Source organism: Duganella qianjiadongensis, from assembly GCF_009857915.1.
Classification (GTDB): domain Bacteria; phylum Pseudomonadota; class Gammaproteobacteria; order Burkholderiales; family Burkholderiaceae_D; genus Rugamonas; species Rugamonas qianjiadongensis.
The window spans coordinates 366,381-389,126 of sequence record NZ_WWCM01000001.1 but is presented as its reverse complement, the minus strand read 5'-3'; the positions used below and the strand labels follow the sequence as shown (position 1 = coordinate 389,126).

The 22,746-nt window shown below is 59.7% G+C and carries 16 protein-coding genes and 2 tRNA genes; 17 read left to right on the top strand and 1 reads right to left on the bottom strand.

Translation table 11 applies throughout. From position 1 onward, the window contains the following. Positions 1–91: 91 nt before the first annotated feature. The 10 genes from GTP27_RS01780 to GTP27_RS01735 all read left to right on the top strand — a co-directional run bounded on the left by GTP27_RS01780 (position 92) and on the right by GTP27_RS01735 (position 16,026). Positions 92–3,451, top strand: a complete 3,360-nt coding sequence (locus tag GTP27_RS01780) for a TIM-barrel domain-containing protein (RefSeq protein ID WP_161037458.1) — start codon at positions 92–94, stop codon at positions 3,449–3,451. 109 nt (positions 3,452–3,560) lie between these two features. After that, entirely contained in the window at positions 3,561–6,533 is a 2,973-nt protein-coding gene (locus GTP27_RS01775; RefSeq protein WP_202416474.1) for a TonB-dependent receptor plug domain-containing protein, read from the top strand. Between the two features lie 49 nt (positions 6,534–6,582). After that, the gene (locus GTP27_RS01770) at positions 6,583–7,944 is read left to right on the top strand and encodes a Gfo/Idh/MocA family protein (protein WP_202416473.1); all 1,362 of its coding nucleotides are present in this window, start codon (positions 6,583–6,585) and stop codon (positions 7,942–7,944) included. Positions 7,945–8,025: 81 nt separating this feature from the next. Continuing rightward, positions 8,026–8,949 (top strand): patatin-like phospholipase family protein, encoded by a 924-nt coding sequence (locus GTP27_RS01765; protein ID WP_161037457.1) that lies wholly within the window; start codon positions 8,026–8,028, stop codon positions 8,947–8,949. Positions 8,950–8,992: 43 nt separating this feature from the next. After that, complete coding sequence (locus tag GTP27_RS01760; RefSeq protein ID WP_161037456.1) at positions 8,993–9,403, top strand: GlcG/HbpS family heme-binding protein; 411 nt, start codon at positions 8,993–8,995, stop codon at positions 9,401–9,403. 176 nt (positions 9,404–9,579) lie between these two features. After that, positions 9,580–10,272, top strand: a complete 693-nt coding sequence (locus GTP27_RS01755; protein ID WP_202416472.1) for a LamG-like jellyroll fold domain-containing protein — start codon at positions 9,580–9,582, stop codon at positions 10,270–10,272. A gap of 257 nt (positions 10,273–10,529) precedes the next feature. After that, positions 10,530–11,693 carry a glutamine-hydrolyzing carbamoyl-phosphate synthase small subunit gene (gene carA, locus GTP27_RS01750; protein ID WP_161037455.1) on the top strand — a complete coding sequence of 388 codons (1,164 nt, stop codon included), beginning with the start codon at positions 10,530–10,532 and terminating at the stop codon, positions 11,691–11,693. Positions 11,694–11,711: 18 nt separating this feature from the next. Continuing rightward, positions 11,712–14,942 (top strand): carbamoyl-phosphate synthase large subunit, encoded by a 3,231-nt coding sequence (carB, locus tag GTP27_RS01745; RefSeq protein WP_161037454.1) that lies wholly within the window; start codon positions 11,712–11,714, stop codon positions 14,940–14,942. A gap of 125 nt (positions 14,943–15,067) precedes the next feature. Then, positions 15,068–15,544 (top strand): transcription elongation factor GreA, encoded by a 477-nt coding sequence (gene greA, locus GTP27_RS01740; protein WP_161037453.1) that lies wholly within the window; start codon positions 15,068–15,070, stop codon positions 15,542–15,544. Beyond that, positions 15,544–16,026 (top strand): DUF4149 domain-containing protein, encoded by a 483-nt coding sequence (locus GTP27_RS01735; RefSeq protein ID WP_161037452.1) that lies wholly within the window; start codon positions 15,544–15,546, stop codon positions 16,024–16,026. The genes greA and GTP27_RS01735 overlap by 1 nt, the downstream gene beginning before the upstream one ends. Positions 16,027–16,126: 100 nt before the next feature. On the opposite strand, the gene yhbY is transcribed toward GTP27_RS01735, so the two are convergent. Then, positions 16,127–16,591: a ribosome assembly RNA-binding protein YhbY gene (gene yhbY / locus GTP27_RS01730; protein ID WP_161037451.1), complete on the bottom strand. Its 465-nt coding sequence runs from the start codon at positions 16,589–16,591 to the stop codon at positions 16,127–16,129. A gap of 45 nt (positions 16,592–16,636) precedes the next feature. On the opposite strand from yhbY, the gene GTP27_RS01725 reads away from it, so the two are divergent. From GTP27_RS01725 to GTP27_RS01695, 7 genes are all read left to right on the top strand, one after another. Then, positions 16,637–17,338, top strand: coding sequence for an RlmE family RNA methyltransferase (locus tag GTP27_RS01725; RefSeq protein ID WP_161037450.1), 702 nt, complete (start codon positions 16,637–16,639; stop codon positions 17,336–17,338). 200 nt (positions 17,339–17,538) lie between these two features. Then, positions 17,539–19,422, top strand: coding sequence for an ATP-dependent zinc metalloprotease FtsH (ftsH, locus tag GTP27_RS01720; RefSeq protein ID WP_348694101.1), 1,884 nt, complete (start codon positions 17,539–17,541; stop codon positions 19,420–19,422). A gap of 77 nt (positions 19,423–19,499) precedes the next feature. Continuing rightward, positions 19,500–20,345 carry a dihydropteroate synthase gene (folP, locus tag GTP27_RS01715; protein WP_161037449.1) on the top strand — a complete coding sequence of 282 codons (846 nt, stop codon included), beginning with the start codon at positions 19,500–19,502 and terminating at the stop codon, positions 20,343–20,345. A gap of 17 nt (positions 20,346–20,362) precedes the next feature. Continuing rightward, positions 20,363–21,700 carry a phosphoglucosamine mutase gene (gene glmM / locus GTP27_RS01710; protein WP_161037448.1) on the top strand — a complete coding sequence of 446 codons (1,338 nt, stop codon included), beginning with the start codon at positions 20,363–20,365 and terminating at the stop codon, positions 21,698–21,700. An 82-nt stretch (positions 21,701–21,782) separates the two neighbouring features. Continuing rightward, positions 21,783–21,859 (top strand) — tRNA-Pro (locus tag GTP27_RS01705). A 72-nt stretch (positions 21,860–21,931) separates the two neighbouring features. Next, positions 21,932–22,008: transfer RNA gene (locus tag GTP27_RS01700), tRNA-Arg, on the top strand. A 225-nt stretch (positions 22,009–22,233) separates the two neighbouring features. Continuing rightward, positions 22,234–22,629, top strand: a complete 396-nt coding sequence (locus GTP27_RS01695) for a VOC family protein (protein WP_161037447.1) — start codon at positions 22,234–22,236, stop codon at positions 22,627–22,629. Positions 22,630–22,746 lie beyond the last annotated feature (117 nt).

Sequence of the window (22,746 nt, the reverse complement as noted above, 5' to 3'; positions counted from 1 at the left end):
TGAAAATTTTTCTTTTCTTTTCATTGACCGGCCTAATTTTTATTTCTAGAGTGAACATATCGCAATGCTGTACTTTTGAATTTCACACGACATGAAACAGATTCCGCATCCTGCTGCTTTCTCTATTGCCCCTGCAACCCGGCCTGTTGTGCAGGCCATTACCGCCGCGCTGGCGACGCTGGCGTTCGGCGCTAGTGCCTGCGCTGCACCTATAGGCAATTTGCGTTCGATACAGCCCGCTGCCGGCGCACAATGGCAACTGCAGACCGATACCGGTGCGCAGATAGAACTGAGTCTACCCCGCGCCGATGTGCTGCACATCTGGGCTGGTCCGAAAAAGGCCGGCCTGACGGGCCCCGGCGATCAGGCAGCAGCCATCGTGGTGGCGCAGCCTGCGGCCAGTGTCGAGCATAGCGTCAGCGAGCAGCCTGACCATATTCTGATCCGCACTGCAGCGCTGACGCTGAAAGTGGAACGCAAGCCGCTGCGTTTCAGCCTGTACCGCACGGGCGAAGCGCAGCCGCTGTGGCGCGAAGTGCAGCCGCTGGAACTGGGCGACAAGCAGAGCGTGCAGATTCTTTCCAGCGACAAGGCCGAGCGTTTCTTTGGCGGCGGCCAGCAGAATGGTCGTTATGAATTCAAAGGCAGGCAATTACCCGTATCCTACTCCGGTGGCTGGGAAGAGGGCGATAGACCGAGTCCGGCACCATTCCTGATGAGTTCGCGCGGCTGGGGCATGCTGCGCAATACCTGGTCGGACGGGAATTACGATCTGCGCCAGAACGAGCAGATTGCGCTGGCCCATGACGAAGCCCGCTTCGATGCCTATTACTTTGTCGGCAAAGACGTCAAGGATGTACTGGCGCGCTATACCGAGTGGACCGGACGGGCGCACATGCTGCCGCGCTGGGCGCTGGAATTTGGCGATGCCGACTGCTACAACGATGGCGACAACGTGAAAAAGCCGGGCACCGTGCCGAAGGGCTGGAGCGATGGCCCGACCGGCAAGACGCCGGACGTGATCGACACGGTGGCGCGCAAGTACCGCGAGAACGATATGCCGGGTGGCTGGATACTGCCGAACGACGGCTATGGCTGCGGCTACACGGCCTTGCCGGAGACCGTGCAGGGGCTGGCCAAATATGGCTTCCGCACCGGCCTGTGGACGGAAAACGGCGTCGAGAAAATGGCCTGGGAAGTGGGTACGGCCGGCACCCGCGTACAGAAGCTCGATGTGGCATGGACCGGCAAGGGCTACCAGTTCTCGCTCGATGCCAATAAATCGGCCTACGACGGTATCCTGAATAATTCCGATGGCCGTCCTTTTATCTGGACCGTGATGGGCTGGGCCGGGACCCAGCGCTACGCGGTGACGTGGACCGGCGACCAGAGCGCCAGCTGGGACTATATCCGCTGGCATGTGCCGACCCTGATCGGCTCCGGCCTGTCCGGTCAGGCCTATGCGACTGGCGACGTGGATGCCATCTTCGGCGGCAGCCCCGAGACCTATACGCGCGACCTGCAATGGAAGAGCTTTACGCCGGTGCTGATGGGGATGTCCGGCTGGGCTGCGGCGGAGCGCAAGCATCCGTGGTGGTTCGCCGAACCGTATGTCAGCATCAACCGGCGCTACCTGAAGCTGAAGATGCGCCTGACGCCCTATATGTACACGCTGATGCACGAGGCCGAGCAGAGCGGCGCGCCGCTGGTGCGTGGCCTGATGTGGGACTATCCGGCAGATCCGGCAGCCAATACGGAAGCCTATAAATACCAGTTCATGCTGGGGCGCGACCTGCTGGTGGCGCCCGTGTACCGCAGCCAGGCTGTCAGCGGTGGCTGGCGCCGCGCCATCCACCTGCCGCAAGGCCGCTGGTTCGATTACTGGGATGGCCGCCAGGCCACGGCAGATCAGGGCGGGCGCGATATCGATCTGGCCGTTACGCTCGATAAGCTGCCCGTATTCGTGCGTGCCGGCGCCATTCTGCCCATGTATCCGGAAATGCTGTACGACGGCGAAAAGCCGAAAGATGTGCTGACGCTGGATCTGTATCCGCAACAGGGCAGCGGCGTGTCCGAGTACACGCTGTATGAGGACGATGGCAACTCGCGCCGCTACCAGCAGGGTGCGTTCAGCCAGCAGACCTTCCGCCTGCGCGGCGCGGCCGATGGCTACAGCCTCGAACTGGCACCCGTGGTAGGCAGCTACGATGGCCAGCTGGCGCAGCGCGCCTATGCGCTGCGTGTGCTGAGCCGCCAGCGTCCTGCAACGGTCAGCAGCGGCGACCGCCTGCTGGCAGCGCAGGCAGACCGCGCTGCATTCGATGCAGCCGGCGAAGGCTGGTATTTCGATGCCGCCGAGCGACTGGGCACGCTGCATGTCAAACTGGCCAGGCAGGATATCCGCCAGCCGCTGCAAGTACGGGTACAGCACGCCGCAGCGCAGGCGCTGGCTGACGATGCCTTCCCCGCCGCGCCAGCCATAGGCCGGGCCATTCCGGCTGACGCCATGATGGTGCTGAACCGGCCGTCGGAGGAAGCCGGCAATCCGCTGGAAAATGCGTTTGACGATAATCCGGCCAGCTGGTTCCGTACCACGCGCAGCCCGGCAGTGCAGGGCGGGCCGCACGAGTGGGTGATAGGTTTTACCGAGCGCCGCCTGATCGACGGTATCGAACTGGCGCCGCGTAACGACCAGCACTGGAAGCATGGCCAGATCCGCGATTACGAAGTCTACCTCGGCGATAACAATGGCGACTGGGGCGCGCCCGTCAAACGGGGCCAGCTGAAACTGGCGCAAGGCCTGCAGAGCATCAGCTTCCCTGCCACGGCAGGCCGTCTGTTGCGCTTCCGTGTACTGAGCACGCATAACCCCGAAGGCGACGGTGCTTCTGCAAGCGACCCTATGGTGACGGCAGCGGCCACGCCGGTAGCGCGTGCCTATAACGCGGTGGTAGCGAGCGAAGTGGCACCGGTTACGCTGTCGACCTTCCATGTGATGGCTTATCAGCCCAAAGAAGGCCCGGAGATCCAGCAGTATCTGTCCGATCTGGCCTTGCCGAAATCGGTGCACCGCGACCAGCTTGCGCAGGGCAAGGAGATGCGCATGAACGGCCTGTGGTTCCGCAAGGGACTGGGCGTAGGCTCAAGCAGCCGCGTCGATCTGCAACTGGCCGGCAACTGGAATCTGCTGCGCGCCGACCTTGGTGTGGACGATAGCTGCCGCAACGCCGGCGGCCTGCAGTTCCAGATCTGGACGGGCGAGCGTCTGCTGTACGACAGCGGTCTGATTAGCGCGCCAGCCGTGGTCAAGCCGGAGATCGATGTGCGCGGACTGACCCAGCTTAGCTTGCGCACGCTCGGTGCGCAGGGCAGCAAGCCTGCTCAGGTTTGTGGCAACTGGGCCAATGCGGTGCTGATCGGTACCGAAGGAAGCACCGTCCGCACCCGCTGATTTCATCCACTTTTTTCACACGTAGGAACCCCTCCACGGACCGGGGAGGGGTAGTTGCAACCTTTTGTTTTGAGTTACACACGACACCACGCAATTCAGGGAGATAAACATGCAGATAAAAAAACTGGTAGCTGCAATGATGGCAGTGGGCCTGGCTTCGGGCGCACTGGCGGCGGATGAGCAGGAAGAGCAGAAGCAGAAGAAGGATGAAAAGATCACGCGGGTCGAGATTACCGGCTCCAGCCTGAAGCGCATTAACGCCGAAACCGCATCGCCGGTGCAGGTGGTGGATGCCAAACAGATCGAAAACATGGGGGGTCGCACGCTGCTGCAGGTGCTCGATAACCTGCCGGCGGCACGCCCGGCGCAGCAGGACTTCCGCTCCATGTTCACCGGATCGGATGGTGCTTCGCAGGCCAATCTGCGCGGCATGGGCGCGCAGGGCACGCTGGTGTTGCTGAATGGCCGCCGCCTGTCGTTCTATGGTGCGCCAGCCGGCTTCCAGACCATGTTCGTCAACATCGATGCAATTCCGGCAGCGGCTATCGAACGCATGGAAATCCTGACTGACGGTGCTTCCGCCGTGTACGGTTCCGATGCGGTGGCAGGCGTCATCAACGTGATTACCAAGAAAAACTATCAGGGTCTGGAACTGCGCGCTAACGGCGACTTCTCGCCTACGGTGAAGTCTTATGGCGAACGTCAGGGCAGTCTGCTGTACGGTCTGGGCGACCTGAATAATGATGGCTATAACATCTATGGCTCGATCAACCTGTATCAGCGCGACCGCATTGCGCTGGAAGACACCTATCTGAAGCGTCCAGCGGGCTTCTATGACAACAACCCCACCTTCGTGCCGGGCTTCCGCGTGGGGGTAGGCAGCGAACCGGGCGTGGTCAACCCCGGCACTTTCTTCGTGTTCGACCCGGCGAACAAGAATGCCCGCACCCAGCGTGCCGTCAAAGGCTGCACCACCTCGATCACGGAAGCTTCCGGCACGCGCTGCGTGTGGAATTCGCTGCCGTATGCACTGGACACGGGCCCGAGTTCGGACCGTGCAACGGGCTATCTGAATGGCCGCATCAAACTGGGCGGCGATCTGGAAGCGTTTGCCGAAACGGCCTACACTCATATCAAACTGCGCGGCGAGAACGGCCCGCGCAGTTTCAATAGCGGCAGCACCAGCAACTGGTTCTCGCGCAATACCGGCACCAATCTGAATACTTTCGTGACGCCGTATCTGGGCCCGAACAACGTCTACCTGAAAGGCAAGCTCGATGCCGACATGGCGGCCAAGATGGGCGGAGCGGCTGGTCTGAACTATCTGCTGACCGATGCGGTGGGCCACTTCGGCCAGACCAATATCGATAACAGCTACCGTGCGCTGGCTGGCCTGCGCGGCAGCTTTGCCAACGGCTGGGACTTCGAGACTGCGCTGAGCGTGGCCGGCAGCCATTCGACCCTGTACCAGACCATCAACATCAACACCAAGGGCTTCCAGGCGGCGTTCGGTCCGTTCACTACCGATCCCGTCACCGGCCGCACTTATATTGCCGACAATCCGGCCTACAAGTTCGGCGAGATCAGCGATGCCAATGCAGCGCTGCTGCGCGCGGCCTATCCGACCTTCGATATCCAGTCGTGGACCAAGCTGATTACCTGGGACGGCAAGGTGGAAGGCACGGTCGCTAAAATCGGCGAACGCGAAGTGCGCGCCGCCTTCGGCGCCAGCCTGATGCGCGAGAGCTTCTACACCCCGGGCAATGCCGATGCGGCCAATGGCCTGATCACCCAGCAGGGCGGCTCGTGGTTCGACGGCCAGCGCAATGTCGCTGCCGTATTCAGCGAAGTGGTAGTGCCGCTGACGGACACGCTGGAAATCAATGCTGCGGCCCGTCTCGATAAATATCCTAATTTTGCGGCGAATGTGGCACCTAAGCTGGGCGTGCAGTGGCGCGCCATGCCGGAAGTGCTGGTAAGGGGCACCTACTCGGAAGGCTTCCGCGCACCGAATCTGGCGGAATCCGGTAGCGGTGGCGTGTTTGCCCAGGTGGGCGGCATCCGTGACACGGTACGCTGCGACCAGACCAATGCCATGGCCAATTTGCTCAAGAAATCCGTGCTGCCGGCTGAAGTGGAACTGGGCAAGACTCTGCTCAATTCCAACTGCTCCACCACGGTGGGTGGTCTGACCCCGCCCAATCCTGATCTGCGTCCGGAAAAAGCCAAGATTTCGACGGCTGGTCTGGTGCTGCAGCCAGCCAAGGATGTCAGCGTTTCGATCGACTACTGGTTTGCCTACCGCCGCAATGAAATCGTGCGTCAGGACTTCAACGAGCTGTTCACCCAGCTGGTCGACAAATACGGCCCGACGCTGGCAGGCACCAGCGCGGCGATCCGCAATCCGATCAGCGATGCTGACCGCGGCAATATGGCTGCCGTGGCCAGCATGTGCAAAAACCCCGCCAACGCGGCAGCTTGCGCCGGTACGCTGCCTACCTACACGGTGGGTAATATCGGTGGCCTGATTAACTCGTACTCGAATCGTGGCCGCACGCTGATCGATGGTATCGATGTGGATGCGCGCACCCGCTTCAGTCTGGGCGTCTACGGCAAGCTGAATACGGGCGTATCGACCACCTTCCGTCGCCGCGAGACCTATAACAGCGACGACGGCAACGGCTTTGGCGGCAATAACGTGGGCTACTACGATTCGCCGCGCATGCGCGCCACCTTCAATGCCGACTGGGCCTTCCGCGACTTCGTCACCAGCCTGTTCGTCAATTACACGGGCCGCACCAAGTGGGCCTATGGACCATGGGATACCGACAATGCGCCCGGTACCTGCAGCGCCGCCGGTGTGCAGATGCCGGCCAATCTGTGCGATGGTGCGCCGTCCTATACCACCGTCAATCTGGGCCTGAACTGGAAGCCGATGAAGAATCTCGATCTGGGGCTGAATATCAAGAACATCTTCAACAAGCAGCCGTACTACGATCCGAATGGCTGGGAAGGCTATAACCACAGCCAGAACCTGTTTGGCCGCCAGTATGCCTTCTCGCTGAATTACAAGTTCTTCTGATCCGTTACAATGGATCGGACCCGATCAAGCTCATTAAGGTTATCAACTGATGAACAAGCAATTGAATCGACGTGATTTCCTGATGGCCGGCGCTGCGCTGGCCGGAAGCCTGCTGCTTCCGTCCAGCTATGCGGCCACGCGCCAGAAGGTCAGGCTAGGCATGATAGGCACCGGCATGCGCGGCCAGGTGCTGCTGCAGGAACTGCTGCGCCGCGATGACGTGGAAATGGTGGCGCTGTGCGATATCGAACCTGTCATGCTGGGCAAGGCGCTCAAGCAGGTGGAAAAAGCCGGTAAGGCGCCACCGCAGACTTTCGGTGAAGATCGCGACCCGCAAGCCTACAAGCGCATGCTCGATGCCGGCAAGCTCGATGGCGTGATCATTGCCACGCCATGGGAGTGGCATGCACCGATGGCGATAGCGGCCATGCAGGCCAAGGTGCCAGTGGGCTGCGAAGTGGTGGCCGGCATTACCTTGCAGGATCACTGGGATGTGCTCAATACCCAGCTCAGGACCGGCACGCCGTATATGCTGCTGGAGAATGTGTGCTACCGGCGCGATGTGATGGCCGTGCTGCAGATGGTACGTGCCGGTGTGTTCGGCGAACTGGTGCACCTGCAGGGTGGCTACCAGCACGATCTGCGCGCGGTGAAGTTCAATAGCGGCGATCCGGCCAGGCCCTATGGCGGCGGCGTGGAGTTCGGCAGCAAGGGCTGGTCGGAGGCGCGCTGGCGTACCGAACATTCGGTGCAGCGCAATGGCGAGCTGTATCCTAGCCACGGTATCGGCCCATGTGCGATGTACACCAACATCAATCGCGGCAACCGCTTCACCCGCATCAATACTTTCGCCACCAAGGCGCGTGGCCTGCACGACTACATCGTCAAGCAGGGCGGGCCGCAGCATCCGAATGCGCGGGTGCAGTTCAAGCTCGGCGATGTGGTGACCACCACGCTGTCCTGCGAAAACGGCGAGACCATCCTCCTGCAGCATGATACGTCGCTGCCACGGCCGTATTCGCTGGGCTTCCGTGTGCAAGGCACAGATGGGCTGTGGATGGATGTGAATCATGCCATCCACATCGAAGGCCAGAGCAAGCCGCACCAGTGGGACGACTTCCAGCAATGGCAGGACCGCTACGAGCATCCGCTGTGGAAGAAGTATGCCAAGACGGCCGAAGGCGCTGGACACGGCGGCATGGATTTCTTCGTCATCCACGCATTCGTGGAAGCGCTCAAGGCCGAGGCGCCCATGCCTATCGACATCTACGATGCCGTGACGTGGAGCGCCATCACGCCGCTGTCGGAGCAGTCGATCGCGCAGAACTTCCAGACGCTGGACTTCCCCGACTTTACGGCGGGGCAGTGGAAGTCGCGCAAACCTATATTTGCCGACAATGACAAGTATTAGCTTGCTGCACTGAAGGAATAGGGCAGGCGGTGTACAATCTGGGCGCTTGAATTCAACCCAACGTTCAGTCCAACCCCGTCCATGTTTGCACGCCGCCTCGCTCTTGTCACTATCGCCACGCTTGCCGCAGCCACACTCGCTGGCTGCAAAACCACGCCTGTTGCAGAAACCCCGGTACTGCAGCCGCCGGTGGCCGAGCCGCTGCCGCCTAAAAAAGTCCGTATCGGTCTGGCGCTGGGTGGTGGCGCGGCGCGCGGTTTTGCCCATATCGGCGTGATCAAGGCGCTGGAAGCGCAGGGCATACACCCTGATGTCGTGGTGGGCACCAGCGCCGGCAGTGTGGTCGGGGCGATGTATGCAGCCGGTAATTCCGGTTTCCAGCTGCAGAAGATGGCGCTGGAAATGGATGAAGCGTCGATCTCCGACTGGGCGCTGCCGCTGTTCCGCAAGAGTACCGGTGTGCTCAAAGGGGAGGCGCTGCAAGCCTACGTCAACAAGGCGGTGAATAACCAGCCCATGGAAAAGCTGAAGATTCCGTTCGGCGCCGTGGCGGCCGATCTGAAGGATGGTCAGCCCATCCTGTTCCAGCGCGGGAATACCGGCATGGCCGTGCGGGCTTCGTCCGCCGTACCCGGCGTGTTCCAGCCGGTGACCATCAATGGCCATACCTATGTCGATGGCGGTCTGGTGGCGCCGGTGCCGGTGCGCTTTGCGCGCGACATGGGCGCCGACTTTGTCATCGCCGTCAATATCTCCACCCAGGCCGATGTACAGGCCACGGTCAGCTCGCTCGATGTGATCATGCAGACCTTCAGCATCATGGGCCAGCGTATCAATCAGTATGAACTCAAGGATGCCGATATCGTCATCGTGCCGGCACTGGGCAAAATGGCCAGCAATGATTTTGCTGGACGCAATCAGGCCATCCTCGCCGGCGAGCAGGCTGCCGCGCAGGTGATGGCGCAGATTAAACAGAAACTGGAAGCGAAGCGCCGCCCGCAATAGGGCAGTACTGCGTTATTACACACACCCGTAAAGAGGAAACAACATGCAAAGCAAACCATACCTGTCGCTCGCCGACGTGAAGAAAATCGCTGCTGCCGCCGAAGCGGAAGCCGTGGCCAATAACTGGCCGGTGGTAATCGCCATCGTCGATGATGGCGGTCACCTGCTGTGGCTGCAGCGTCAGGATGGCGCGGCACCGCTGTCGGCACACATTGCTCCGGCCAAGGCGCGCGTATCGGCACTGGGCCGCCGCGAATCGAAGATCTATGAAGATATGATCAACAACGGCCGCACTTCCTTCCTCAGCGCTCCGGCGCCGCAGACGGACGGCATGCTGGAAGGCGGCGTGCCTATCGTGGTGGACGGCCATGTGATCGGTGCAGTGGGTGTGTCGGGCGTGAAATCGGCCGAAGATGCGCAGATCGCCAAAGCAGGTATCGCTGCGCTGGGCTAATTTGTCCGGTAGCAGCCAGATCAAGCCGCCCGGCCCAGGCCCGGCGGCTTTGCTGTTTCTGGCCCCCGGCGGGGCTGGCCTGCCGGAGTATGTGTGTAGAAAGTGTTAATAATCAGTTGACAATAAAAGCTTCCTTGTTGATACTTTTGTGATCTTTTGATCATTAGGGAATCCGCATGAAGACTATACAGGCACTGGCTTGCGCGGCCATGCTGGCACTGGGCGGCAGCGCCAGTGCGGCCAACCATCTGTACTCTTTCAACGGCACCATGGCCGACGCGCTGGGCGGTGCCGACATGGTGGGGCTGGGCGGCACGCTGGGCGCCAGCAGCTACAGCTTTGGCAAGAACGAAGGTCTGGCGCTGGCCGAGGCGCTGGGCAGCGTGTACACCATCGATATGGTGATGAGCTTCGATAGCCATAGCGGCTGGCAGAAGATCATCGATTTCAAGGACCGTACGTCGGATATGGGTCTGTACACCAGCAATACGCAGTGGTACTTCTACAATATAGGCAGCATGGGGAATGTGCCGGCCGATGGCCAGTCGGCCCGGGTGACGCTGACGCGCGACAGCGGCAGTCTGGTTTCCCTGTATGTGAACGGGGCGCTGGCGGGGTCCTTCACCGATAGCGGCAATATCGCCACGTTCTCGGGCGCCAAGGCTAATTTCTTTGTCGATGACCTGACCAATGCCAAACCGGAGGCGGGTGCCGGCAACGTGGACTACATCGCCACCTTCGACCGTGCACTGACGGCGGCCGAAGTGGCGAACGGCGTGTCGCCGGTGCCGGAACCGGCGACCGGTGCCATGCTGGCGGCCGGACTGGGCATGCTGGCGCTGCTGCGCCGCCGTTCCGGCAAGGCCTGATTCTGCCGCAGCAAGCGCTGCAGATCGCCCGGCACGGGATACCGTGACCGGGCTTTAGTCGTAAAAAACTCCGGTTGCGCATTGCCAAGTAGGGGAGATTTGGTTATAATTCAAAGGTTTAGCCAATCTCACATCTACCGTAGCGACTACCACTCATCCATCTTCAATCTGACTATCCTTTCCAGCCTGAGATGGCTGAGATAGCACGACGGTCGTCTGACGTGGCGCAGCTACGGTAACTTTATCAGGAGTTGCCCTTGCCGCCATTTTTTTCTGGCCCCACCGTTCCAGCCATACTGGCCCTTGCTGACGGAACTATCTTCAAAGGTTTTTCGATCGGCGCTGCCGGCCACACTACCGGTGAAGTAGTCTTTAACACTTCCATGACGGGCTATCAGGAAATCCTGACCGATCCCTCGTATAGCCGCCAGATGGTCACCCTGACCTATCCCCATATCGGCAACTACGGCATCAATCCTGAAGACGTCGAATCCTCCAAAGTACATGCCGCCGGTCTGATCATCCGTGACCTGCCGCTGATTGCTTCGAATTTCCGCTCCACCCAGTCGCTGTCCGATTACCTCAAGGCCGAGAACATCGTCGCCATTGCCGGTATCGATACCCGCAAACTGACCCGTATCCTGCGCGAGAAGGGTGCCCAGTCCGGCGCCATCCTCGTCGGCACGCAAGGTAACGAGCCGTCGGAATCGCAGGCGCTGGATCTGGCCCGTTCCTTCCCCGGCCTGTCCGGCATGGATCTGGCCAAAGTGGTCACTGTGCAGTCCAGCTACGAATTCACCGAAACCGAATGGGCGCTGGGTGTAGGCTATGGCAAACTGGCTGATCCTAAGTTCCACGTGGTGGCCTACGACTTCGGCGTCAAGCGCAACATCCTGCGCATGCTGACCTCGCGCGGCTGCAAAGTCACCGTGGTGCCGGCCCAGACCAGCGCCGCCGACGTGCTGGCACTGAATCCGGACGGCGTGTTCCTGTCGAATGGTCCTGGCGACCCGCAGCCTTGCGATTACGCGATTGCTGCCGCCAAGGTGTTCATGGAGAAGAAGATCCCGCTGTTCGGTATCTGCCTCGGTCACCAGATCATGGGTCTGGCCTCCGGTGCCACCACCCTGAAAATGAAATTCGGCCACCACGGCGCTAATCATCCGGTACAGGATCTGGACAGCAAAAAAGTCATGATCACGTCGCAGAACCACGGTTTCGCTGTTGACCCGAATACCCTGCCAGCCAACTGCCGCGTCACCCACGTGTCGCTGTTCGACGGCTCGCTGCAAGGCTTTGCCCGCACTGATACGCCAGCGTTCTGCTTCCAGGGCCACCCTGAAGCATCGCCCGGCCCGACTGACGTCGCCTATCTGTTTGACCGCTTCATCGGCCTGATGCAAGCATCTGAAAAAAAATAAATGCGGGGAAAAAAGTAAATGCCTAAGCGTTCTGATATTAAAAGCATCCTGATTATTGGTGCTGGCCCGATCATTATCGGTCAGGCCTGCGAATTCGACTATTCCGGCGCACAGGCCTGCAAGGCACTGCGCGAGGAAGGTTACAAAGTCATTCTGGTCAACAGCAACCCTGCGACCATCATGACCGACCCGGAAATGGCCGACGTTACCTACATCGAGCCGATTACCTGGCAAGTGGTCGAGAAGATCATCGCCAAGGAAAAACCGGACGCGATTCTGCCGACCATGGGCGGCCAGACCGCGCTGAACTGCGCACTCGACCTGCACCGCAACGGCGTGCTGGACAAATACAAGGTGGAACTGATCGGTGCTACGCCGGAAGCCATCGACAAGGCCGAAGACCGCGCCAAGTTCAAGGACGCCATGACCAAGATCGGTCTGGGTTCGGCCCGTTCCGGCATCGCCCACTCGATGGACGAAGCCTGGGCTGTGCAGCGCGATGTCGGCTTCCCGACCATCATCCGTCCATCGTTCACCATGGGCGGCAGCGGCGGCGGTATCGCCTACAACGAAGAAGAATTCGAAGCCATCTGCAAACGCGGTCTGGAAGCTTCGCCCACCAACGAGCTGCTGATCGAAGAATCGCTGTTGGGCTGGAAAGAGTACGAGATGGAGGTGGTGCGCGACAAGGCGGACAACTGCATCATCATCTGCTCGATCGAAAATCTGGACCCGATGGGCGTGCATACGGGTGACTCGATCACCGTGGCACCAGCCCAGACGCTGACCGACAAGGAATACCAGATCATGCGTAACGCCTCGCTGGCGGTGCTGCGTGAAATCGGTGTGGATACGGGCGGCTCGAACGTGCAGTTCTCGATCAATCCGAAAGACGGCCGCATGATCGTCATCGAGATGAATCCGCGTGTCTCGCGTTCCTCGGCGCTGGCCTCGAAAGCTACCGGCTTCCCGATCGCCAAAGTGGCGGCCAAGCTGGCGGTAGGCTTCACGCTGGACGAACTGCGCAACGAAATCACCGGCGGTGCTACTCCGGCGTCGTTCGAGCCTTCGATCGACTACGTCGTGACCAAGATCCCGCGCTTCACCTTCGAGAAGTTCCCGACTGCCGATCACCACCTGACCACCCAGATGAAATCCGTGGGCGAAGTGATGGCCATCGGCCGCACCTTCCAGGAATCGTTCCAGAAAGCCCTGCGCGGTCTGGAAGTGGGCGTGGATGGCCTGAACGAAAAAACCAAAGACCGCGAGAAGATCGAAGAGGAACTGGGCGAGCCGGGTCCTGAGCGTATCTGGTACGTGGGCGACGCCTTCGCGCAAGGCTTCACGCTGGAAGAAGTGCACCAGCTGACCAAAATCGACCCGTGGTTCCTGATCCAGATTAAAGAGATCGTCGATCTGGAACTCTGGATGGACACCCAGAAGCTGGAGCAGCTGGACAAGAACACCCTGTACAAGCTGAAACAGAAGGGCTTCTCGGACCGCCGTCTGGCCTTCCTGCTGCAGACCACGCAGGCTGCTGTGCGCGCCCGCCGCCATGAACTCAACATCCGTCCCGTGTACAAGCGGGTCGATACCTGCGCGGCCGAATTCGCCACCAACACGGCGTATATGTACTCGACCTACGATGAAGAGTGCGAATCGAATCCGACCGACAAGAAGAAGATCATGGTGCTGGGCGGTGGCCCTAACCGTATCGGCCAGGGTATCGAATTCGACTACTGCTGCGTACACGCGGCGCTGGCGATGCGCGAAGACGGCTATGAAACCATCATGGTCAACTGCAACCCAGAAACCGTATCGACCGACTACGACACTTCCGACCGTCTGTACTTCGAATCGCTGACGCTGGAAGATGTGCTGGAAATCGTCGAACTGGAAAAACCGCTGGGCGTGATCGTCCAGTACGGCGGCCAGACTCCATTGAAACTGGCGCTGGATCTGGAAAAGAACGGCGTGCCGATTATCGGTACTTCGCCCGACATGATCGACGCTGCGGAAGACCGCGAGCGCTTCCAGCAGCTGCTGCACACGCTGGAGCTGCGCCAGCCGCCTAACCGTACCGCCCGTACCGAAGCGGACGCGCTGGCACTGGCACAGGAAATCGGCTACCCGCTGGTGGTGCGTCCTTCCTATGTGCTGGGCGGCCGCGCGATGGAAATCGTGCACGAGCAGCGCGATCTGGAACGCTACATGCGCGAAGCCGTCAAGGTGTCGCATGATTCGCCCGTGCTGCTGGATCGCTTCCTGAACGACGCCATCGAGTGCGATGTTGACTGCATCAGCGACGGCGAGACCACCTTCATCGGCGGCGTGATGGAACACATCGAACAGGCCGGCGTGCACTCGGGCGACTCGGCCTGCTCGCTGCCGCCTTACTCGCTGGCGCAAGCCACCATCGACGAACTGAAACGCCAGACCGCGCTGATGGCCAAGGGCCTGAACGTGGTCGGTCTGATGAATGTGCAGTTCGCCATCCAGAAGCAGGAAATCGACGGCGTGCTGCAGGACGTGGTGTATGTGCTGGAAGTCAATCCGCGTGCATCGCGTACCGTGCCGTATGTATCCAAAGCGACGGGCCTGCAACTGGCCAAGATCGCCGCGCGCTGCATGGTCGGCCAGACGCTGGCGCAGCAGGGCGTTACGCAGGAAGTGGTGCCTTCGTACTACAGCGTGAAGGAAGCCGTGTTCCCGTTCGTGAAATTCCCTGGCGTGGACACCATCCTCGGCCCTGAAATGAAATCGACCGGTGAAGTGATGGGCGTGGGTAAAACCTTCGGTGAAGCCTTCGTCAAATCGCAGATGGGCGCCGGCATCAAGCTGCCGAAGTCGGGCAAGGTGTTCCTGTCGGTGAAATCGTCGGACAAGCCGCGCGCCGTGAAAGTGGCGCGTGATCTGGTGGAAATCGGCTTCACGCTGGTGGCCACCAAGGGCACGGCTGCGGTGATCGCCGCTGCCGGGATTCCGGTCACCCCCGTCAACAAGGTGGTGGAAGGCCGTCCGCACGTGGTCGACATGATCAAAAACCACGAAATCGTACTGGTGATCAATACGGTGGAAGAAAAGCGCAGCGCCATCACGGACTCGCGCGCCATCCGGACCTCGTCGCTGGCTGCCCGTGTGACCACCTACACCACGATTGCTGGCGCCGAGGCGGCGGTGGAAGGTATCCGCCATCTGGACCAGTTGCAAGTGTACGATTTACAAGGGCTGCATAAAACCTTACACTAAGGTTCTTGAGTCGGCGTGGTGTAACACTGCGCCGACGGCAAGCAGGACTTCCTAACCACAGAGCTCGCGCAGCAGGCAGGCGCGGCCTCTGTGGTTTTCCATTGTTACAACAGAGTAAATACAAGATGACTTCAGTTCCACTTACCAAATTCGGCGCCGAGCTGCTGCGTGAAGAGTTGCACCAGTTGAAGCACGTCGAGCGCCGTGTCGTGATCGACGCCATCGCCGAAGCCCGTTCGCACGGCGATCTGTCGGAAAACGCCGAATACGATGCCGCCAAAGAGCGTCAGGCCTTTGTCGAAGGCCGTATCGCCGAACTGGAAGGCAAGCTGAGCGCGGCTCAGATCATCGACCCGACCACCCTCGACGCCGAAGGCCGCGTGGTGTTCGCTTCGACCGTGGATCTGGAAGATCTGGAATCGGGCGCCAAAGTGACCTACCAGATCGTCGGCATCGATGAAGCCGACCTGAAACTGAGCAAAGTTTCCGTGACTTCGCCTATCGCCCGTGCCCTGATCGGCAAATCGGCTGGCGACGTAGTGGAAGTGCAGGCCCCGTCGGGTCCGCGCGAATACGAAATTCTGGAAGTGCGTTACGTCTGATGTTACTCGCGCGTACACGGCTACTGGTTGCAACGCTGTGGGCGGGCAGTATCTGGACGGTAGGCTATCTGGCCGCGCCCACACTGTTTGCCACGCTGAGTGACCGTGTGCTGGCTGGCAATATTGCCGCCAATTTATTTGCCCATCAGGCCTGGCTGTCGATCGCCTGTGCGCTGGTGATGCTGGCTTTGCTGTGGGTAGGGCGGGGCAGCGAGACGGGCGGTATCTTTGCCGGTTCGGCCGCCAATTCCGCTGCCCGCACCCGCCGCGTGCTCTTGATCATCGTTGCCGTCATGCTGGCTTGCACGCTGATCATGCACTTCGGCCTGCAGCCCATGATGGCCAGCCTGCGCGCTGCGGCCGGTCCCGGTGGCGTAATGGACGGCGCTGCGCACAACGAGTTCGGCATTCTGCACGGCATATCCAGCAGCCTGTATCTGGTACAGAGCTTGCTGGCCGCGTGGCTGGTAGTCAAACAATAAGTTAGCGGGGCGGCGTAGTCGTCCTGCCAATAAAAGCGGGGCCAGAGCATGCTGTATGCTCCGGCCCCGAATTTCTCGCAAAAACGCAGTCTAGACGGGATTAGCCCAGACTCTTTTTGGTCGACTTCTGACGCACTTTGGCGCGTTTGATGTTGCCGCCCTGGGTGACGCGTTCATTGCCTTTCAGCAGAACTTTGGTCACCGATGGACGTTTGGTGCCGCTTGGGCTAGGCTTGACGATGGTGACTTCGCGCAGACCGCGGCCAGTCGTGGCGCTACGCTCGCCCGCTGCTTCCTTCTTAGGGCGGTAGAGTACCAGCAGTTTGCCGATGTGTTGCACTGGAGCAGCATCGAGTTGCTCGCAGATGCTTTCATACATGGCAATCCGGGCTTCGCGGTCGTCGCCGAACACGCGCACCTTGATCAGACCATGGGAGTCCAGGCCCAGCGAGATTTCCTTGAGGACGTTGGCGGTTAATCCCGCCTCGCCGATCAGGACGATAGGCTTGAGACCATGCGCTTCGGCGCGCAGTGCGCTGCGCTCAACGGGTGTAAGTTTTTGCATAATAATATTTTTTAGTAGTTCCCTTAAAGGCAGTATTCTACGCGAATGGCAAAGAACAAAATCAACAAAAACTGGATTCACGACCACATTAACGATCCTTACGTGAAATTAGCGCAAAAAGAGGGCTTCCGCGCCCGTGCTGCGTTCAAGCTCAAGGAGATCGATGAGGACGAGAAGCTGATCAAACCGGGCCAGGTCATCGTCGATCTGGGCTGTACGCCGGGCAGCTGGGGCCAGTACACGCGTCGCAAGCTGGCCGGCAAGGAAGGCGGCGGCATCAATGGCACCCTGATCGGGCTGGATATCCTGCCGATGGAGCCGATTGCCGATTTCCACTTCATCCAGGGCGATTTCCGCGAGCCGGAAGTGCTGCAGCAGCTGGAAAATGTGGTGCAAGGTCAAAAAGTCGATCTGGTACTGTCCGATATGGCGCCCAACCTGTCGGGTATTGCTGCCTCCGATGCGGCGCGGATGGAACACCTGATCGATCTGGCCATCGAATTCTCCCAGGCCCATCTGAAGCCGGGTGGGGCGCTGCTGGTGAAATGCTTTAAAGACATGGGTTTCAACGATATCGTATTGAAATTCCGTCAGGAATTCAAAACCGTGACCCAGAAAAAACCGAAAGCCAGCCGTGATAAGTCGTCGGAAATCTTCCTGCTGGGGCGGGGCCTGAAAAACCCCACCGATGGCATGCTTTCTTCGCAACCTTACGATGATGGTGATTTCCCTCCCGTTCGCCCTTGATATTTGCCTTACGGGCCGCACATAGCCACCGTGAAGATCAGTTTTGACTTGATCGCACCCGTGTTTTGGTCAAATAATGTGTTTTAGGCGAGAAATCTGCGTGCACCCCTGAATGGCCTTCTGGCAGTGGCTGTTTATTGCAGGTAAAATCGGATTTCTAGCACTAGGTTATAGATGCGCCCCGCATCCAAGGAGTTTTCGTGAATAACATGTTTTCCAAATCCGCCATCTGGGTAGTTGTGGTGTTGCTGCTGCTGATGTTGTACAAGCAGTTCGACAGCCATAGCGTGTCCGGTGGTCCTAAAACGATCGCTTATTCCGATTTGCTGGATGAGGTCAAAGCCAAGCGCATCAAGGATGTGGTGATTGAAGGCGCCAACATCACTGCCACCCGCAGCGACGACACCAAGGTGCGCTCGACCGCCACCATGCTGGACCGTGGTCTGGTGGGTGACCTGCGCGATGCCGGCATCCATTTCGATATCAAACCGCCTGAGGAACCCGGCTTCCTGCAGCAGGTGTTTGTGTCCTGGTTCCCGATGCTGCTGCTGATCGGCGTGTGGATCTTCTTCATGCGCCAGATGCAGGGCGGCGGCAAGGGTGGTGCGTTCTCCTTCGGTAAATCGAAGGCGCGCATGATGGACGAAACCAATAACACCGTAACCTTCGCCGATGTGGCCGGTTGCGATGAAGCCAAGGAAGAAGTCAACGAAATCGTCGACTTCCTGAAAGACCCCAGCAAATTCCAGAAACTGGGCGGCCGTATTCCGCGCGGCGTGCTGATGGTCGGTCCTCCGGGCACGGGTAAAACCCTGCTGGCGCGTGCCATTGCCGGCGAAGCCAAGGTACCGTTCTTTTCGATTTCCGGCTCGGACTTCGTGGAAATGTTTGTCGGCGTGGGCGCGAGCCGCGTACGCGACATGTTCGAAAACGCCAAAAAGCATTCGCCCTGCATTATCTTCATCGACGAGATCGATGCGGTCGGTCGTCATCGTGGCGCCGGCATGGGCGGTGGCAATGACGAACGCGAACAGACGCTGAACCAGTTGCTGGTGGAAATGGACGGCTTCGAAGCCTCGTCCGGCGTGATCGTCGTCGCGGCAACCAACCGTGCCGACGTGCTCGATAAAGCGCTGCTGCGTCCGGGCCGTTTCGACCGCCAGGTATCGGTAGGCTTGCCCGACATCCGTGGCCGCGAGCAGATCCTGAACGTGCACATGCGTAAAGTGCCGATCGGCACCGACGTCAAGGCCGACATTCTGGCCCGTGGTACGCCCGGCTTCTCTGGCGCCGATCTGGCCAATCTGGTCAACGAGGCAGCCCTGTTTGCGGCACGCCGCAGCAAGCGTCTGGTCGATATGATCGATTTCGAAGATGCCAAGGACAAGATCTTCATGGGCCCGGAACGCAAGTCCATGATCATCCGCGAGGAAGAGCGCCGTAACACGGCTTACCACGAGTCCGGTCACGCGGTGGTGGCCAAGCTGCTGCCCAAGGCTGATCCTGTGCACAAAGTCACCATCATGCCGCGCGGCTGGGCGCTGGGTCTGACCTGGCAGCTGCCTGAGCACGACAATATCTCGGGCTACAAGGACAAGATGCTGGAAGAAATTTCCATCCTGTTCGGCGGCCGGATTGCGGAAGAAATCTTCGTCGGCCAGATGTCGACCGGTGCTTCCAACGACTTCGCCCGTGCCACCAAGCTGGCCCGTTCCATGGTCACCCGCTTCGGTATGTCCGACAGCATGGGCGTGATGGTGTACGAAGACAGCCAGAACGACGGCTTCTTCGGTGGTGCTTCCAAAACTATCTCGGAAGCTACCCAGCAACTGGTCGACGCGGAAATCCGCCGCATACTGGACACCCAGTATCAGCTGGCGCGCAAGCTGCTGGAAGAAAACCGCGACAAGGTCGAAGTGATGACCAAGGCGCTGCTGGAGTGGGAAACCATCGATGCCGACCAGATCAACGACATCATGGCCGGTCTGGAACCACGTGCACCGAAAGCTGGCGTCACCATCCGCAAGCAGCCGCCTAGCGATGGCGGTTCGGGCGTGGCGCCTAGCGTCACGGCACCAGCCTAAGCCGGCTGTTCTAGCCGCAAGTAACTCGGGGGTGAGGAGCGATCCTCACCCCTTTTTCATTGTTCCGGTAAAAATCCATGCATAGCACTTTACAGTTTGGCCGCTTCAACTACCCCCTGAGCGGCGAACATGCCCGCGCCCGCGTGATGGGCATCCTGAATGTCACACCCGATTCATTTTCCGACGGCGGTCAACATCACTCGCTGGAGTTTGCCATCTCCCATGCCGAGGAAATGATACGGGACGGCGTCGATATCATCGACGTGGGGGGCGAATCGAGCCGCCCGGGCGCCGCTCCGCTGCCACTGGAACAGGAGTTGCAGCGGGTGATGCCGGTGCTGTATGCCCTGCGCGATCAGGGACCAGCCATTTCGGTAGATACCTACAAGCCGCAGGTGATGCGCGAAGCCATTATCGCCGGTGTCGATATGATCAATGATATCAATGGCTTCCGTGCGCCGGGCGCGATCGAGGCGGTGCGCGATAGCGATTGCGCGCTGTGCATCATGCATATGCAGAAAGACCCGCAGCAGATGCAACTGGCCCCGCAATATGGCGATGTGGCGGCCGAAGTAATTGCCTTCCTGCGCGAGCGGATCGAGGCCATGACGGCGGCCGGTATTGATCCGCGCCGCATCTGTGTCGATCCGGGCTTTGGATTTGGCAAGACCTTGGAGCATAATTACGTTTTGCTAAGATCGACGGCGCGTATCATCGCCGAGCTGCAGATGCCGCTGCTGGCGGGGCTGTCGCGCAAGTCCATGGTGGGCGGCCTGACGGGCAAGCCGGTCGAGCAGCGTATGGCTGGCAGCCTAGGCGGCGCGCTGGCGGCAGTGGCGCAGGGCGCTGTCATCGTGCGCGTGCATGATGTGGCGGAAACCGTGGATGCTTTGAAAGTCTGGCAGGCTGGAATTAACCGATAACGATAGAGAGAAACGCAATGTCCCGTAAATATTTTGGTACCGATGGCATCCGTGGTCTGGTAGGCGAAGCTCCGATCACGCCGGATTTCGTGATGCGTCTGGGTTATGCCGCCGGTAAAGTACTGGCCGGTGGCCGCAGCGGCACTTCGCGTCCGACCGTGCTGATCGGTAAAGACACCCGTATTTCCGGCTACATGCTGGAAGCGGCGCTGGAAGCCGGTTTCTCGGCTGCCGGTGTGGACGTGATGCTGGCCGGTCCTATGCCGACTCCGGCGATTGCCTATCTGACCCGCGCGCTGCGCCTGTCGGCGGGTGTGGTGATCTCGGCTTCGCACAATCCATTCCAGGATAACGGCATCAAATTCTTCTCCGAGCACGGCACCAAGCTGCCGGACGCAGTGGAACTGGAGATCGAAGCTGCGCTGGATCAACCGATGTCCTGCGTGTCGTCGGAAAAGCTGGGCCGCGCCAAGCGCCTCGATGACGCCAACGGCCGCTACGTCGAATTCTGCAAGAGCACCTTCCCCAACGAGCTCGATCTGCACGGCATGAAGCTGGTGGTCGATTGCGCCCATGGCGCCGCCTACAATATTGCGCCGCACGTATTCCACGAACTGGGCGCGGAAGTCATTGCGATCGGCAACAAGCCCGATGGTTTCAACATCAATCTGAAACACGGCGCCACGGCGCCAGCCGCCATGGCCGAAGCCGTGCGTGCCCATGGCGCCGATCTCGGTATCGCGCTCGACGGCGATGCCGACCGTCTGATCATGTGCGACGCGAATGGCCGCCTGTATAACGGCGACGAACTGCTGTACCTGATGGTGATGGACCGTCTGGCCACTGGTCCTGTGGCTGGCGCCGTCGGCACCCTGATGACGAATATGGCGGTGGAAGTGGCGCTGAAAGAGAAGGGCATAGGCTTTGCCCGCGCCAAGGTGGGCGACCGCTACGTGCTGGAAGTGATGAAGGAAAATGGTTGGCTGCTGGGCGGCGAAGGCTCGGGCCACCTGCTGTGCCTGGACAAGCACACCACCGGCGACGGCATCATCTCGGCATTGCAAGTGCTGTCGGCGCTCAAGCGTGCGGGCAAGTCGCTGGCCGACTGCACCAAGGATCTGGTGATCTTCCCGCAAGCGCTGGTGAATGTGCGCGTGACGCCGGGCTTTGACTGGACCAAGAATGCTGCCATGGTGGCCGAGAAGGAAGCCGTGGAGCGCGAGCTGGGCAATAGCGGCCGCGTGCTGATCCGCGCATCGGGCACGGAACCGCTGATCCGCGTGATGGTCGAAGCGCGTGAAGAGGACGCCGCGCAAAGCATGGCGCGCCGGATTGCCGACAAAATGGCAGCCTGAGGTAGGGCTGAATCTTTTGATAATGAAAGAAAATGCTTGCTCACATTGACGTTATAGAGAGCAAGCGTTAGAATGATGTCTTCGGAGTGTGGCGCAGCCCGGTAGCGCACCTGGTTTGGGACCAGGGGGTCCAAGGTTCGAATCCTTGTACTCCGACCAAAATACTAAAACGGGTTGTCGTTAAGACAGCCCGTTTTTCATTTCCGACGGCATTGTTCGTCGCGACACAAACTGCCCATAGCTCAGTTGGATAGAGCATCAGCCTTCTAAGCTGAGGGTCGCAGGTTCGATTCCTGCTGGGCAGGCCAAAGTACAAGCTCATAGCGGTAGCACTCACTAATCTTTCGCGATTTAAATTTCGCTGCGCCATTCACGTCCGAATGGTGCCTGTTCACATCATTTGCCCCTTTGGCAAACAGTTCAGCCGAACGGGAACTCTTTTGTTGTGCTGGCTACTCATGAGGCGCTCCAGCTACGAAGGGCGGAGCAGGCCAAGCCGTGGCTCGGTCTCGCTTAATTCCAGTGAGTAAAAAATGAAACCAAACGTCCAATATGAATTTCATCACATGGGCATACCCACCCAGGTGAAGAAGGGCGAAGAAAAATTCTCTGCAACTGCAGGAATCTACACCAGCGATAATCCGGGAAAATTTCGCATCCAGTGGCACAGGTTTACCGACGATACGCCGCTGCATCCGCTATTGAGAGAGCTGCCGCATGTGGCTTTTAAGGTGAGCGATCTCAGCGCGGCCATCGAGGGGGAGGAAGTGTTACTGGGTCCGTATGAGCCTATCGATGACTTTCATGTGGCGGTGATCAATGATGGCGGCGTCCCTGTCGAGCTCATTCAGACGATCCTATCGGACGATGAAATCTGGCAACGTGCCCGCGAGGGGCAGGGCTCGCTTTACCGCAAGCCGGCAGCTTAAGCTATCGCCCGCAACGTGTCCCGGTAGCTGGCGCGTGCATTGCGCTTAAATGGCGATTGGCTGTCTTGTGCCTATTCCTGAATCGTATAGTTTTACTTGCTAAATTGATTGGTGTGC